The organism is Actinoplanes xinjiangensis (genome assembly GCF_003148685.1).
In the GTDB taxonomy this organism is placed as follows: domain Bacteria; phylum Actinomycetota; class Actinomycetes; order Mycobacteriales; family Micromonosporaceae; genus Actinoplanes; species Actinoplanes xinjiangensis.
This window is the reverse complement of record NZ_QGGR01000001.1, coordinates 433,372-446,727: the sequence shown is the minus strand read 5'-3', so window position 1 is coordinate 446,727 and position 13,356 is coordinate 433,372. Positions and strand designations below refer to the sequence as shown.

Annotated in this window: 16 protein-coding genes; 8 read left to right on the top strand and 8 right to left on the bottom strand. The window is 70.4% G+C overall.

Annotated features, from left to right (window positions below; all coding sequences use genetic code 11):
* Positions 1-125: 125 nt before the first annotated feature.
* Positions 126-707, bottom strand: a complete 582-nt coding sequence (locus BC793_RS02035; protein ID WP_307784563.1) for a hemerythrin domain-containing protein — start codon at positions 705-707, stop codon at positions 126-128.
* A 156-nt stretch (positions 708-863) separates the two neighbouring features.
* Between BC793_RS02035 and BC793_RS02030 the strand changes: the two genes are divergently transcribed.
* Together BC793_RS02030 and BC793_RS02025 are read left to right on the top strand one after the other, a co-directional pair.
* A complete protein-coding gene (locus BC793_RS02030; RefSeq protein ID WP_109588788.1) occupies positions 864-2,171 on the top strand; it encodes a M20/M25/M40 family metallo-hydrolase in 1,308 nt (435 codons plus the stop codon).
* Between the two features lie 22 nt (positions 2,172-2,193).
* Positions 2,194-2,874: a hypothetical protein gene (locus tag BC793_RS02025; protein ID WP_109588787.1), complete on the top strand. Its 681-nt coding sequence runs from the start codon at positions 2,194-2,196 to the stop codon at positions 2,872-2,874.
* Positions 2,875-2,918: 44 nt separating this feature from the next.
* On the opposite strand, the gene BC793_RS02020 is transcribed toward BC793_RS02025, so the two are convergent.
* The 5 genes from BC793_RS02020 to BC793_RS02000 all read right to left on the bottom strand — a co-directional run bounded on the left by BC793_RS02020 (position 2,919) and on the right by BC793_RS02000 (position 5,955).
* Positions 2,919-3,110 carry a DUF5703 family protein gene (locus BC793_RS02020; RefSeq protein WP_109588786.1) on the bottom strand — a complete coding sequence of 64 codons (192 nt, stop codon included), beginning with the start codon at positions 3,108-3,110 and terminating at the stop codon, positions 2,919-2,921.
* Positions 3,111-3,192: 82 nt separating this feature from the next.
* Positions 3,193-3,489, bottom strand: a complete 297-nt coding sequence (locus tag BC793_RS02015) for a hypothetical protein (RefSeq protein ID WP_109588785.1) — start codon at positions 3,487-3,489, stop codon at positions 3,193-3,195.
* On the bottom strand, positions 3,486-3,776 hold the full coding sequence (locus BC793_RS02010) for a hypothetical protein (RefSeq protein WP_146246162.1): 291 nt from the start codon (positions 3,774-3,776) through the stop codon (positions 3,486-3,488). Before BC793_RS02010 ends, BC793_RS02015 begins: the two co-directional genes overlap by 4 nt.
* Before the next feature lie 23 nt (positions 3,777-3,799).
* Positions 3,800-4,891, bottom strand: a complete 1,092-nt coding sequence (locus BC793_RS02005) for a hypothetical protein (protein ID WP_109588783.1) — start codon at positions 4,889-4,891, stop codon at positions 3,800-3,802.
* A 65-nt stretch (positions 4,892-4,956) separates the two neighbouring features.
* Positions 4,957-5,955, bottom strand: a complete 999-nt coding sequence (locus BC793_RS02000; RefSeq protein WP_109588782.1) for an aldo/keto reductase — start codon at positions 5,953-5,955, stop codon at positions 4,957-4,959.
* A gap of 140 nt (positions 5,956-6,095) precedes the next feature.
* Between BC793_RS02000 and BC793_RS01995 the strand changes: the two genes are divergently transcribed.
* From BC793_RS01995 to BC793_RS01970, 6 genes are all read left to right on the top strand, one after another.
* Positions 6,096-7,148 (top strand): LLM class F420-dependent oxidoreductase, encoded by a 1,053-nt coding sequence (locus BC793_RS01995; RefSeq protein WP_109588781.1) that lies wholly within the window; start codon positions 6,096-6,098, stop codon positions 7,146-7,148.
* Complete coding sequence (locus BC793_RS01990) at positions 7,148-7,840, top strand: histidine phosphatase family protein (protein ID WP_109588780.1); 693 nt, start codon at positions 7,148-7,150, stop codon at positions 7,838-7,840. Before BC793_RS01995 ends, BC793_RS01990 begins: the two co-directional genes overlap by 1 nt.
* A gap of 109 nt (positions 7,841-7,949) precedes the next feature.
* Positions 7,950-8,549: a DUF3090 domain-containing protein gene (locus BC793_RS01985; RefSeq protein ID WP_109588779.1), complete on the top strand. Its 600-nt coding sequence runs from the start codon at positions 7,950-7,952 to the stop codon at positions 8,547-8,549.
* Positions 8,546-9,361, top strand: a complete 816-nt coding sequence (locus BC793_RS01980; RefSeq protein ID WP_109588778.1) for an SCO1664 family protein — start codon at positions 8,546-8,548, stop codon at positions 9,359-9,361. The genes BC793_RS01985 and BC793_RS01980 overlap by 4 nt, the downstream gene beginning before the upstream one ends.
* A 106-nt stretch (positions 9,362-9,467) precedes the next feature.
* A complete protein-coding gene (mshC, locus tag BC793_RS01975) occupies positions 9,468-10,712 on the top strand; it encodes a cysteine--1-D-myo-inosityl 2-amino-2-deoxy-alpha-D-glucopyranoside ligase (protein WP_109588777.1) in 1,245 nt (414 codons plus the stop codon).
* 212 nt (positions 10,713-10,924) lie between these two features.
* On the top strand, positions 10,925-11,137 hold the full coding sequence (locus BC793_RS01970) for a hypothetical protein (RefSeq protein WP_109588776.1): 213 nt from the start codon (positions 10,925-10,927) through the stop codon (positions 11,135-11,137).
* Between the two features lie 293 nt (positions 11,138-11,430).
* On the opposite strand, the gene BC793_RS01965 is transcribed toward BC793_RS01970, so the two are convergent.
* Both BC793_RS01965 and BC793_RS01960 read right to left on the bottom strand, forming a co-directional pair.
* Positions 11,431-12,138, bottom strand: coding sequence for a response regulator (locus BC793_RS01965; RefSeq protein ID WP_109589093.1), 708 nt, complete (start codon positions 12,136-12,138; stop codon positions 11,431-11,433).
* A gap of 29 nt (positions 12,139-12,167) precedes the next feature.
* Positions 12,168-13,337, bottom strand: coding sequence for a sensor histidine kinase (locus BC793_RS01960; protein ID WP_109588775.1), 1,170 nt, complete (start codon positions 13,335-13,337; stop codon positions 12,168-12,170).
* Between the last annotated feature and the right edge of the window lie 19 nt (positions 13,338-13,356).

The following is a 13,356-nucleotide window of genomic DNA, read 5'->3' as shown; positions in this document are numbered from 1 at the left end:
AGCGTGACGTTAGGACTAGAAAGGGATCGAACGCTAGTCCACAAGCCGTGGAATGATCGGCAACCTGTGACAAACGTATGAACGAACAGGACGTTCGTCGCTTACTTGCCGTAACTAGGATTTAGTTACAGATCGCGCGCGTATGTGGCACGCGAACCGATCACATCACGAATCTTGTCGGCCACTCCGACCAGCGGATCCACCACCTTGTTCCAGGGTGGCGTCGACGGCGTGGACGGGTGCGGACGGGTCGGTGCCGCCTCCTCGGCCGTCTCGAAGCGATTGCCCAGCCGGACCAGATCCTCCGCCGGCACCATCTGCTCCAGCAGCGGCAGCAACTCCTCGGCGTCGGCGGCCACGTGCCGGCGTACCGCCTCGGCCAGCCCGTCGCGGCCGTCACCGGTCCGCTCCAGATCACGCAGCCGCTCCAGGATGGCCTGGTCCTCGGCCAGCTCCCGGTCGGCGAGCTGCTCGCCGCCCGGCACCGCGGTCCGGACCGCGGGGTAGAGGTACTGCTCCTCGGCGCACAGGTGCCGGGACAGCGTGGCGACCAGCACCGACGCGACGTCACGGTCCTCCGGGGACTCGGTCAGGCGCTCGGTCAGGCGGAGCAGCTCGCGGTGCTGGGCGGCGACCACATCGACGATGCTGCGCCCAGGGATCTCGCCGCCGGTCGGCGGCAGCGGGGGGAGATTCACGTCAGACACGGCCCCGAGGTACCCACCGGCCGGTTCCGATCAAACCCCGCCCCCGCCGGGCGGGTTCCTCCGGCTGGTCGTCACCGCTGTCTCAGCGCCGCCGCTGAGACAGCGGTGACGACCAGCCGGTGACCGCCTTTCCCCTCCTGCTGATAAGAAGGGCGGATGGAGAACACCGCCGAGAGCGAGGTCGTGGACCTGTGCCGCGACCTGCTCCGCATCGACACCACCAACACCGGCGACCCGCGGACCACCGTGGGGGAGCGGGCCGCCGCCGAGTACGTCGCCGAGCGGCTGGGTGAGGTCGGCGTCGAGACCCGTCTCCTCGAGTCCGCGCCGACCCGGGCCAACCTGATCGCCCGGATCCCCGGAGCCGACTCCTCCCGCGGCGCACTGCTCGTCCACGGCCACCTCGACGTCGTCCCCGCCGACGCGAGCGAGTGGTCGGTCGACCCGTTCAGCGGCGAGATCAAGGACGGCTACCTGTGGGGCCGCGGAGCCGTCGACATGAAGGACTTCGACGCGATGGTCCTCGCCGTCGTCCGCGAGTGGCGGCGCACCGGCTACGTGCCGCCGCGCGACATCGTCCTGGCGTACACCGCCGACGAGGAGGCCGGCATGGAGTACGGCTCCCAGTGGCTCGTGCAGAACCACCCCGACGCGTTCGAGGGCTGCACGGAGGCGATCGGCGAGGTCGGCGGGTATTCGTACACGGTCAATGACGATCTTCGCCTGTATCTCGTGCAGACCGCCGAGAAAGGGCTCGACTGGCTGCGCCTGCACGCCACCGGCCGGCCCGGCCACGGCTCCTTCATCCACGACGACAACGCGGTCACCACCCTGGCGGAGGCCGTCGCCCGGGTCGGCCGGCACCGTTTCCCGACCGTCCTCACCCCGACCGTGCGCTCCTTCCTGGAACAGGTCAGCGACGCCCTCGAGATCGAGCTCGACCCGGACGAGCCGGAGCTGGCGGTGTCCAAACTCGGCCCGATCGCCAACCTGATCGGCGCCACCCTGCGCAACACCGCCAACCCGACCCGTCTCGCCGCCGGCTACAAGGACAACGTGATCCCCGGCCGGGCGTCGGCCACCATCGACTGTCGCACCCTGCCCGGGCACGCCGACGCGTTCCTGCGCGAGCTGCGCGAGGTGATCGGGCCAGACCTGGAGATCGAGCACGTCCACCAGCAGCCGGCCGTGGAGACCGCCTTCGACGGCGACCTGGTCGACGCCATGGGGGCCGCCCTGCGCGCCGAGGACCCGGGAGCGCGTACCGTGCCGTACCTGATGTCCGGTGGCACCGATGCCAAGGCCTTCTCCACTCTCGGCATCCGGTGCTTCGGCTTCGCGCCGCTGCGGCTCCCGCCCGACCTCAACTTCAGTGCGCTCTTCCACGGCATCGACGAGAGAGTTCCGGTGGAGGGACTAAAGTTCGGCGTGCGTGTGCTCGACCGCTTGCTCCGAAACAGCTGAGATCGGAAGGACCCCCAATCCCATGACTGACCAGAACGCCGAACTCGACGTCGCCCTCGACCGGGTGATCGAGGCGGCGCGGGCGCACCTCGCGGCCGTCAAGGCGGCCGCCGGCCGCATCGACGACGACGACGTCTGGCAGGCGTACGTCGACCTGAACAACGCCTCTTTCGCGTACGACGAGCAGCTGCTCGACGCTTTCGGCGAGGTGACGCCCTGGGACGTCGAATCGATCGACCCGGACGAGGCGGACCGCCGGTTCGGCCAGCACACCGAGGCCGGCGGCGCGGCGGGCGCCGACCCGTACCCGCAGGTCGTGTCGGTCCGGCAGCGCCGTGACTACCGGGTGCCCAGCGTGTCCGCCCTGCTGCGGGTCGCCGAGACCGCCCGGCGCAGCTCGGTGCCGGAGGACGAGGACGCCGGCCCGGTCGAGTCGGTCGGCGAGGCCGTGCTGGAGCTGCTGCAGGCCGGCGACGGTTCGCTCGCCTCGCTGGACGTGCCCGAGCTGGAGCCGCTCGACGGCCTGCTCACCGTCACCGAGGTCGCCGAGCCCCTCGATCTGGAGGCCTTCGACGACGCCGACGGCGACGGCCCGTTCGCCCCGGTCGAGACCGACGTTCTGGTCGGCCGTCTCGACGAGCACCCGTTCCTGCCCGACGAGGACGACCACGACCACGATCACGCCGGTCACCAGCACCACTGACCCGCGCAAACTGAAAGGCCCGTCCGCGACTGCGGGCGGGCCTTTCAGTAACTGAGGCCGGGCTGGGGTGTCGCCTGGACCCGGCGGCGGAGCATCACTTTCCGCGTGCCGTCGGCGAAGAGCTGAACCCTGGCCAGCTCCCACCCGGAGAACTCGGCCGCAATGGCGAGCTGCGCCGCCGCGGTCAGGCGATCGACATTCGAAGGCAACCGTAGCGGCGCGTATTCGTAGTCCATGCCGACCAATATGCTCTTCGGCAGCGACCATCGACAAGCCCGGTGACCAGTGCTTATTCACTCCGTAGCGGATTTTGGCTGGTCACGCGAACTGCACTGTCTCCCGAACCCAGTGAACGCCGAGGCTCAGGACGATGAACAGCGCGACCGTCCCCATCCGGCGCCAGGGAAGACTCTCCAGGTCACGATCAAACCCGATCGAGATGCCGATCCCGGCGCCGATGACGTGCATGAGGCACAGGAACACCGTGAGCACCCGCCACGCGGCACTGTCGACGGCCGACCAGGCGATGTACGCGCCGCCCACCGTCGCCACCAGGAACATGCCCGGGAAGAAGATGAAGGGCGAGGCTATCTGCCACCGGAGCCAGGTGCTCACGACGTCGCACCACCCTCACCGGCACCGCGGTCCCGGTGAAGCCGGGCCGCCCCGTCCTCGAGCATCGCGAGCTGCTCCGGTGACATGCGGCGCAGCTCCGTCTGTCCGGCCTCCACGGCTCCGGCCAGGCCTTCGCCGAACCAGCTGTCACGGAGAAGTTCCTGCGGCGACGCCTCGCCGCTGATGAGCGCCCGCGCCAACTCGCCGACCGGGTCGTCCGTGCCGCGAACGTCGGCGAGGTGCTGGAGCAGCGATCGTGCAACCGGGTCGTCAGCGATCTCGCTCATCGAGCCCATCCTCCTGAGTCGGTCTAGTTGCCGGGATGCTGGTAGGGCTCCATAGCCGGTAGTTCCATGAGCTCGGTGGAGGCCTCGACACCGGCCGCCGCGCCGGCGATGGCCTTGAGCGCGTTCTCGGCATGAGTGAACGCCTTCGACATGTCGTTATACAGATCGATGGCATAGAGCGCGTAGCTCAAGGCCACGGAATAGCCGATCACCGACCCGGCGAGTGTCGCGATGAGTGCCGTTCCACCGGCGAGGCCGATACTGACCATCAGCAGAGCATCGAACATCTTGACGATGAACCCGCTGATCACCTCGTAGAAGTTCTTCACACAGTCAGCGGACTGCCGGTAGGAGCCATGGAGGATCCTCCCGAGCTCGTTGATCGACCTCGCGGCGGTCGCCAGTCTCAGTTCGTACTCCTGAAAGTCCTCCGCCGCGTTCCCACGCCAGACCAGCGGCACCGAGACTGCGCCTGCGGCCAGGTTGTCCCCGATGGTTCCGGCCGCGGCGCCGGCCCTCGCCACGGCGTCTCCCGCTTTGATGTAGGAATCCCAGTCGCCGGCGAGCCATTCCGTCCAGAGTTCGAACGGGTCGTGCTTGAACACCCAGATCGCGGCCTGCCGTAGGTAGGCGAACGGGCTCAGAAGATCGACCATCGGGTTGAACGACCAGAACTCGGCTTCCGGATCCCGGGGTGGGGTCAGGTGACTCTTCGGGTCCCCGACATCCGACAAGGGGGAGTGGCCGGCGGGTAGACGCAGGCGCTCCCGGGTCAGATCCTTCGACAGGACATCCGGGTCGGTGGCGCCGTGGTGACCGGCGTCCAGGTCGACGGCCGCGCGAAAGTCCTCCCGCGAGTACGCCACCTGTGCGATGTTGACCTGGGTGGCCGCGCTGTGACTCAGAAGCTGCAGCCGTGACAGCGCCGTCGTCATCCGGTGGTAGGCGATCTCGTGCGGCGTGAGAGCCTGCACCATGAGGCCCTGCCGGACCGGGTTCAGATCGCCGTGACGTCGCACGTACCCCAGCGCGTGTTCGGCGTCGTCGCCGGCATCACGCAGCTGGTTGTAGAGCGCGTTGATGCCGGCGACATCGATGAACAGCTCACCCGCCACGGTCCCCCCATTCTGCGCCGGCGCCGTCACAGCGCTGTACACCCGGCGGGCGCGGGGGGTTCACCTCAGCCGAAGTAGGTGTCGGGGTAGCCGACTCCCTCGCGTTCCGGGTAGCCGACCTCGATCGCCGACACGTCGTCGAGGGCGTAGGCGATCTCGGCGGGCAGGGTCAGCTGCTCGCTGCGCAGCGAGCCCTGCAACTGGCCGGACGTACGGGCGCCGAGGATCACCGAGGAGATGCCGGGCCGGTCGCGGATCCAGGCGAGGGCCACCTCGAGGGGGGAGACGCCGAGTCCGGCGGCCGCCGTCACCAGTGCTTCGACGATGCTGGAGCTGCGTGGTTCGAGGTACGCCTGCACGAACGAGGCCATGTGGTCGGAGGCGGCCCGGGAGTCGAGCGGGCGCCCGTTGCGGTATTTGCCGGTGAGCACGCCCCGGCCCAGCGGTGACCAGGCCAGCACCCCGAAGCCGAGGGCCGCGGCGGCCGGCAGGATCTCCCGTTCGATGCCGCGTTCCAGCAGCGAGTACTCCATCTGGGCGGCCACGATCGGGGCCCGCCCGGGATATGCCGACTGCCAGGTCGCGGCCCGCGCGGTCTGCCAGGCCGAGAAGTTCGACACGCCGACGTAGCGGACCCGCCCGCTGGTGACGGCCTGGTCGAGGGCGGCGAGGGTCTCCTCGAACGGGGTCTGCGCGTCGTAGCCGTGGACCTGCCACAGGTCGACGTAGTCGGTGCCGAGCCGCCGCAGTGACGCGTCCAGGGAGCGCAGCAGGTTGCCGCGGGAGGCGTCGCGCGGGCGGTAGCGGTGCGGGGTGAGGCCGGCCTTGGTGGCGATGACGATCTCGTCGCGGGGCGCGAGGTGGTCGAGCAGGGAGCCGATCACCGCCTCGGCGTCGCCGTCGCCGTACACGTCGGCGGTGTCGATCAGTGTGCCGCCGGCCTCGAGAAAGATCTTCAGCTGGTCCGCCGCGTCGTCGGGGTCGGTGTCCCGTCCCCAGGTCATGGTGCCGAGCGCGAGCCGCGAAACCGCTAGCCCGCTTCGGCCGAGCGGTCGCTGATGCATGAGTGAACCTTATTCAGAGTCCCTGCTCAGCGAAATGCCACGGCCTCAGCCGGGTGGGTCGGTTACCGGACCGAAACGGTCATGGAACCGATCAGTAGGCTTGCTGCTGACACCTCATGATCTGCGGGAGGGCAACACTCGTGCGGCTCGGACTCAACCTCGGATATCAGGCAGCGTGGAGCACACCCGCCGATCACCTCGCGATGGCACGGGAGGCGGACCGGCTCGGCTACTCCGTGCTCTGGGTCGCCGAGGCGTACGGCTCGGACACGGTCAGCATGCTCGGCTGGTTCGCCGGCCAGACCGAGCGGATCGACCTGGGCGCCGCTGTCATGCAGATCCCGGCGCGCACGCCGGCGATGACTGCGATGACCGCTGCCACGCTCGACACGCTCTCCGGCGGCCGCTTCCGTCTGGGCCTCGGCGTCTCCGGGCCCCAGGTCTCCGAGGGGTGGCACGGTGTGCGGTTCGCCAAACCCCTCGGGCGTACGAGGGAGTACGTCGACGTGGTGCGGCTGGCGCTGTCCCGCGAACCCGTGTCGTACGAGGGCGAGCATCACCGGCTGCCGCTGCCCGGCGGTGCCGGTAAGGCCCTCAAGCTGGGTTTCCGTCCGCTGCGTTCGGACATCCCGGTCTACCTGGCCGCGGTCGGCCCGAAGAATCTGGAGCTGGCCGGTGAGGTCGCCGACGGCTGGCTGGCCATCTTCCTCGCCCCGGACGCCGCCGCCGAGCAGCTGGGGCACATCGCCGCCGGCCGGGCGAAGCAGGGTAGGGACCTGACCGGTTTCGACGTGGTGGCCTCGGTGCCGGTGGTGATCGGCGACGACCTGGACGCGTGTGCCGACGTGGTCCGGCCGTACGCGGCGCTGTATGTCGGTGGCATGGGCAGCCGGGAGCAGAACTTCTACAACGGCATCGCGGTCCGGATGGGCTACGCCGACGAGGCGAAACTGATCCAGGACCTCTATCTGAGCCGGCGGCCGGCCGAGGCGGCCGCGGCGGTGCCGCGTGACTTCATTCAACGAACTTCGATCATCGGTACGCGCGAGCACGTCATCGAACGCATCCGGGAGTACGCCGCGGCCGGTGTCGGGACCCTGTCGATCAGCCCGTATGTCGGTGACCTGAACAGTGGCCTGGAGACGCTGCGGATCGTCGCCGAGGCGTACGCCGAGTCGGGTGTGGCGAGCTAGTGGCCACCGTTCTGCTGCTCCGGCACGGCCGGACCACCGCGAACGCGTCCGGCGGGCTCGCCGGACGGCAGCCGGTCGAGCTCGACGACACCGGCCGCGCCCAGGCCGCCCGCGCCGGGGAGCGCCTGAAGGAGCTGCCGCTGGTCGCGGTGGTGAGCAGCCCGCTGATCCGCTGCCGGCAGACCCTGGAGCTGGCGACACCGGGGACGGAGCCGGTTCTGGAGGACGGGCTGATCGAATGCGGGTACGGGGACTGGGAGGGCCGTCCGCTCAAGGAGCTGGCCAAGGAGCCGCTCTGGCCGGTCGTCCAGCATCATCCGAGCGCCGTGGTCTTCCCGAACGGTGAGGCGATGGCCGCGATGTCGGCGCGTGCGGTCGCCGCGGTGCGGTCCTGGGATGCCCGGGTGACCGAGGAGCACGGGCCGGAGGCGGTCTGGCTGGCCTGCAGTCATGGCGATGTGATCAAGGCCATCGTGGCCGATGCGCTCGGTCTGCACCTGGATCAGTTCCAGCGGATCGTGGCCGACCCGGCTTCGATCACTGTCATTCGGTACACGCCGGGCCGCCCGTTCGTGGTGCGCGTCAACGAGACCGGTGAGCTGGCGTCGCTCGTACCCCCGAAATCGGACGGCCGGGAGAAGGCCGCGGACAGCGACGCGGCGGTGGGTGGCGGCGCCGGCGGCGGTGTCTGACGACGCTCCGTGATCGGTGTATCGCCGCAGCGTGCACCCCTTTGCGCCCTCGGCGAACCCGGGTCCTTGGCCCGCGCGCTCGTCCGCTTGGATGGCTAGGGTTGTCTGCATGACCCACCAAGTGCATGCCTTCGAGCCGCCCGAGCGATTCGTCGCCGGGACGGTGGGCGAGCCGGGGGACCGCACTTTCTATCTCCAGGCCCGCGGTGGCGGCCGGGTGATCAGCGTGGCGCTGGAGAAGGTCCAGGTGTCGCTGCTCGCCGAGAAGCTCGAGGAGCTCCTGCTGGAGGCCAGCAAGAGGTTCGGCGTCTCGCTGCCGGAGGAGCCGGTGCTGGCGGTGCACGACAACGAACCGCTCGACACCCCCGTCGACGAGGAGTTCCGGGTCGGCACCCTGGGTCTGGCGTTCGACGTCGACACCAGCACCGTCGTGATCGAGGCGATCGAGGCCGGTGAGCCGGAGCCCGACCTGATCGGCGAGTCCCTCGGCGACGAGGACGAGGACGACGAGGATGACGACGACGAGGACGACGAGCCCGACGACGACCTCGACCGGCTGCGGGTGCGGCTGACCCCCGACGCGACCCGCGCGTTCATCGACCGGGCCCGTCGCGTGGTGGCCGCCGGCCGCCCGCCGTGCCCGCTCTGCGGTCAGCCGCTCGACCCGGCCGGCCATCTCTGTCCCCGGCACAACGGTTATCACCGGTGACGGCGGAGCCCACACACGTGCTGGCCGAGGCCGATGCGCTGGCGCTGCTCGAGCGGGGGCGCATCGAGATCGAGGGCCGGCTGGCCGACGCCTCCAACACCACCCTGCGCGCCGAGATCACCCTGGACGGGCTGACTCGGCGCTGTGTCTACAAGCCGGTCCGCGGCGAGCGCCCGTTGTGGGATTTTCCGGACGGCACCCTCGCCGGGCGTGAGGTGTCGGCCTATCTGGTGTCCCGGGCCACCGGGTGGGACGTGGTGCCGCCGACCATCCTGCGGGACGGGCCGCTCGGGCCGGGCGCGTTGCAGCTCTGGATCGACGAGCCCGATCAGGTGGGCGCGCTGATCGGTTTCGTCCCGGCGTATGACGTGCCCGACGGCTGGTTCCCGGTCGCCGCGGCCCGCGACGACGACGGTGACGCCTACGCGCTGGCCCACGCCGACGACCCGCGGCTGGCCCGCCTGGCCGTCTTCGACGCCGTGATCAACAACGCCGACCGCAAGGGTGGCCACGTGCTCTACCCGGCGAGCGGCGGGGTGCACGGCGTCGACCACGGCGTCAGCTTCCACGTGGAGAACAAGTTGCGCACGGTCCTGTGGGGCTGGACCGGCAAGCCGCTGCCCGCCGACGCGTGCGAGGTTCTCGTCCGGCTGCGCGAGCAGCTGTCCGGGCCGCTCGGCGCGGAGCTGGAGGAGCATCTCACCGTCTCCGAGGTGCAGCATGTCGGCCTGCGGGTGAAGCGCCTGCTGCGGGCCGCCCGCTTCCCCCGGCCGCCGACCGACTGGCCGGCCATCCCCTGGCCACCGATCTAGCCACCAGCCCGAGCCTCTCCCAGAGTTGCGCCTCTCCCCGGCCGGAACCTTGAGGTTTAGCTCACGCCCCCGCTCGTGGGTCTGGGGTGCCGTTTAGGCTCCGAGCATGGATGCTTGGACCGGTCACGACGTACCTGCCCTACCGGACACGCCGGGGCGTGGCCCGCTGCGGCTCTACGACACGGCGCGGGCGTCGGTGCAGCCCAGTGCCCCCTCCGGCAGCGCCTCGATGTATGTCTGCGGCATCACGCCGTATGACGCGACGCACCTCGGCCACGCCGCGACGATGATCACGTTCGACCTGGTCAACCGGATGTGGCGGGATCAGGGTCTCGACGTCCGCTACGTGCAGAACGTGACCGACATCGACGACCCGCTGCTCGAGCGCGCGTCGCGTGACGGCGAGGACTGGCTGGTCCTCGCGATGCGTGAGACCGCCCTGTTCCGGGAGGACATGGAGGCGTTGCGGATCATCCCGCCGGCCCACTACGTCGGGGCGGTCGAGTCCATCCCGTCGATCGTCACCCACGTCCAGGACCTCGTGGAGCGCGACGCGGCCTACAAGCTCGGCGACGGCACCGGCGACGTCTACTTCGACCTGACGGCCGCACCGCGTTTCGGGTACGAGTCGCACCTGTCACGTGCGGAGATGCTCGTCCTGTCCGCCGAGCGTGGCGGCGACCCGGACCGCGCGGGCAAACGTGACCCGCTCGACCCGCTGCTGTGGCGCGGCGCCCGGGACGGCGAGCCGGTGTGGGACGGCGCGGGCCTCGGGCCGGGCCGTCCCGGCTGGCACATCGAGTGCGCCACCATCGCGCTGAACCTGCTGGGCGACACGATCGACGTGCAGGGCGGCGGCAATGACCTGCTCTACCCGCATCACGAGTGCTCGGCCGCCCACGCCGAGGTGCTGACCGGCGCGGAGCCGTTCGCCGCCCACTACGTGCACGCCGGGATGATCGGGCTGGACGGCGAGAAGATGTCCAAGTCCCGCGGCAACCTGGTGTTCGTGTCACGGCTGCGCGGCGACGGTGTGGACCCGATGGCGGTGCGGGTCGGCCTGCTCGCCGGCCACTACCGCAGCGACCGGGACTGGACCGATGACGTGCTCAAGACCGGTCAGCAGAGGCTTGCGCGCTGGCGGGAGGCGGCGGCCGCGCCGTCCGGCCCGTCGGGCGCCGGCATGCTCGGCGCGGTCCGGGAGGCGCTCGCCGCCGACCTCGACACGCCGGCCGCGCTGGCGGTGGTGGACGCGTGGGCGGACGCGGCGCTTTCCGGCGCGGGTGACGACGCCGAGGCCCCCGACCTGCTGGTCAAGACGGTGAACGCCCTGTTGGGTGTGCGCTTGTAGGAGTCTCCACAGTGCCCCCGCCCGGTGTTCCGGGTGGGGGCTTTCTGCATGGAGGAGAGAGGGCCCCGCGGGACCCTAGCCCGCTCGCAAGGTCTTTTGGTGTGAAACCACGAAATGGTGAAAGAAGGCGTTTTATTCGACCAAATACCCGCGAACGGGATTCTTGGGGTTCAGAATTTTCCCCAAGCAACCAACCGTTGAAAGGAACCATCATGCGTCGCGCTCTGTATCTCGGTGGCATCTTCCTGGCCACCGGCGCCGCTGTCGCCCTGGCCGCTCCCGCCCAGGCCGGCGGCTACCCGTGCGCGGACGACTACTTCGTCGCAAGCTGCGAGTCCGGGCACGGTGACGTGTACTCGTACTACTCGGACGAGTCCATCAACCAGTACGGCGTGCTGAACATCGGTGCCATCGACCTCCTCTGAGGGATTCGATACGGCCGGGCCTGAACCTGGCCTGACACCGTGAACGACTGATGCCCGAGGCGCCGTAAGGTGCCCCGGGCATCAGTCGTTTCTGTCTCCTCGCCGACCAACGCCGCGGCGTTCCCTTGAGCGAGCCGGCCCGCATGCTGGCGCATCGCTCATGCATCGCTTCCGCTGAGCGAGCCGGCCGGGCGACCGCGAGGTCACGGGAGCCGAGCCGGCGACGGTGCCGGTCAGATCAGTTCGGCCGGGCCACCGCGAGGTCACGGGAGCCGAGCCGGCGACGATGCCGGTCAGATCAGTTCGGCGTCGTGGACCAGCAGGGCGATCTGCACCCGGTTGTTGAGATCGAGTTTGCTCAGCAGCCGCGACACGTGGCCCTTGACCGTCGGCAGGCTCATACCGAGTTCGGCGCCGATCCCCGCGTTGGACCGGCCCCGCCCGACCAGGACGGCGACCTCGCGTTCCCGATCAGTGAGGTCGGACAGGCGGGTGCGGGCCCGGGCCCGTCGTGTACCGGCTTCGGGATCGGCGACGTGATCGATCAGCCGGCGGATGACGGTGGGGGACAGGGTCCCGGCTCCGGCCGCGACCGACCGCACCGCCGCCAGGATCTCCCGCGGAGGGGTGTCCTTCAACAGGAAGCCACTGGCCCCACCGCGCAGCGCCTCGAGCACATACTCGTCGGCGTCGAACGTGGTCAGCACGATGACCTGCGGTGCACGCTCCCGGCTGCGGATCCGGCGGGTCGCGATCAGGCCGTCGACCCGCGGCATCCGGATGTCCATGAGCATGATGTCCGGCCAGTGCGCGTCAGCGACCACGACGGCCTCGGCGCCGTCGCCCGCCTCCGCCACGACCTCGATGTCCGGCGACCCGCCGACCAGGATCCGCAGCCCCGCCCGGACCAGCGGATCGTCGTCGACGATGGCCAGCCGGATCGGCCGTTCCCCGGTGGTCGTGTCACCGTCGCCGGGCACGGTGTGCTCCGGATCGGGCACCCCCGTCGCCGCACCCTCCCGCGCGGGGTTCAGCCCGGCCACGGCAGCTCGGCCTCGAGACGGAACGAGCCCCGCGCCGGCCCGTGGGTGACGCGCCCGCCGGCGAGGGCGACCCGTTCCCCGATGCCGACCAGCCCACGGCCACCACCGGCGCCGTCGCCCGGGGACGGCGCCCGCACCGTACCGGAGAAGGGGTTGATGATCGTGATGCGCAGTGCCCGGCCGGCCTCACCGGCCAGGAGGACGGACGCGGCCGGCCCCGATCCGTGCTTGCGCGCGTTCGTCAGTCCCTCCTGGACGATCCGGTACGCCGTACGCCCGAGCTGCGCCGGTGGACCGTCCACCGGCACCCCGTTGACGTAGTCGACCGTCATGCCGGCGTCCCGGGCGCTGCCGATCAGGTCGGCCATGTCGGCGAGGCCCGGCTGGGGTGGCTCCGGCCGGGCACTCGGCACACCGATCACCGACCGTAACTCCTCCAGAGCCTCGTGGGCACTGCTGCGGATCGCCCCCGCGGCGGTCGACAGCTCCTCCGGGGAGACGCTGGCCCGCACCTCGAGCGCCCCGGCGTGCAGGCTGATCAGGGACATCCGGTGGGCCAGCACATCGTGGGTCTCCCGGGCGATGCGGGCCCGCTCGGTGAGCCGGGCCTGCTCCTCACGCAGCACCTGCTCGGCCTCCAGCCGAGCGGCATGCTCACGCAGCGAAGTGGTGAGCCGCCGGTAGGCCTGCACGAACAGCCCCCAGCCCAGCGCGGCCGCGGTGATCACCGAGCGCACCAGCAGATCCATCCACATCCCGAAGGCGGGATGGTCGTGCAGCAGGAAGTAGACCGCGCCGGTGCCCACGTTGATCGCGCCGAGCAGCAGCAGCAGAGGTGGCCGGCGCCGGATCGCCAGGGTGAACAGCGCCACGATGATCGGCCCGGTGGCGGTCACCGACACCGCCCCGAACGGCAGCAGTGCCACCGCCACGGCCGACGGATGCCGCCGGCGGACGAGCAGCGCGGCGGCACACAGGACACCGATCGCCAGGTCGGCCTGCCACACCAGGATCGCGCCCGGCCGGGTGGCGTCGCCGAGCAGCATCATCGCCGAGCCGTAGGCCAGCGCCAGGACGACGGCGACGGTGTCGGCCAGCCGGTCCCGGGCCGCGGCCCGGTGAGCACCGGGGTCGGGCACCAGGAGCGCGAAGAACATGCCGCAAGACTAGGTCTGA

Coding starts and splice junctions, on each gene's coding strand:
- BC793_RS02030 (WP_109588788.1), top strand. CDS start 864: ATGGAGAACACCGCCGAGAGCGAGGTCGTGGACCTGTGCCGCGACCTG.
- BC793_RS01985 (WP_109588779.1), top strand. CDS start 7,950: ATGACCCACCAAGTGCATGCCTTCGAGCCGCCCGAGCGATTCGTCGCC.
- BC793_RS02020 (WP_109588786.1), bottom strand. CDS start 3,110: ATGGACTACGAATACGCGCCGCTACGGTTGCCTTCGAATGTCGATCGC.
- mshC (WP_109588777.1), top strand. CDS start 9,468: ATGGATGCTTGGACCGGTCACGACGTACCTGCCCTACCGGACACGCCG.
- BC793_RS01960 (WP_109588775.1), bottom strand. CDS start 13,337: ATGTTCTTCGCGCTCCTGGTGCCCGACCCCGGTGCTCACCGGGCCGCG.
- BC793_RS01970 (WP_109588776.1), top strand. CDS start 10,925: ATGCGTCGCGCTCTGTATCTCGGTGGCATCTTCCTGGCCACCGGCGCC.
- BC793_RS02025 (WP_109588787.1), top strand. CDS start 2,194: ATGACTGACCAGAACGCCGAACTCGACGTCGCCCTCGACCGGGTGATC.
- BC793_RS02010 (WP_146246162.1), bottom strand. CDS start 3,776: ATGAGCGAGATCGCTGACGACCCGGTTGCACGATCGCTGCTCCAGCAC.
- BC793_RS02000 (WP_109588782.1), bottom strand. CDS start 5,955: ATGCATCAGCGACCGCTCGGCCGAAGCGGGCTAGCGGTTTCGCGGCTC.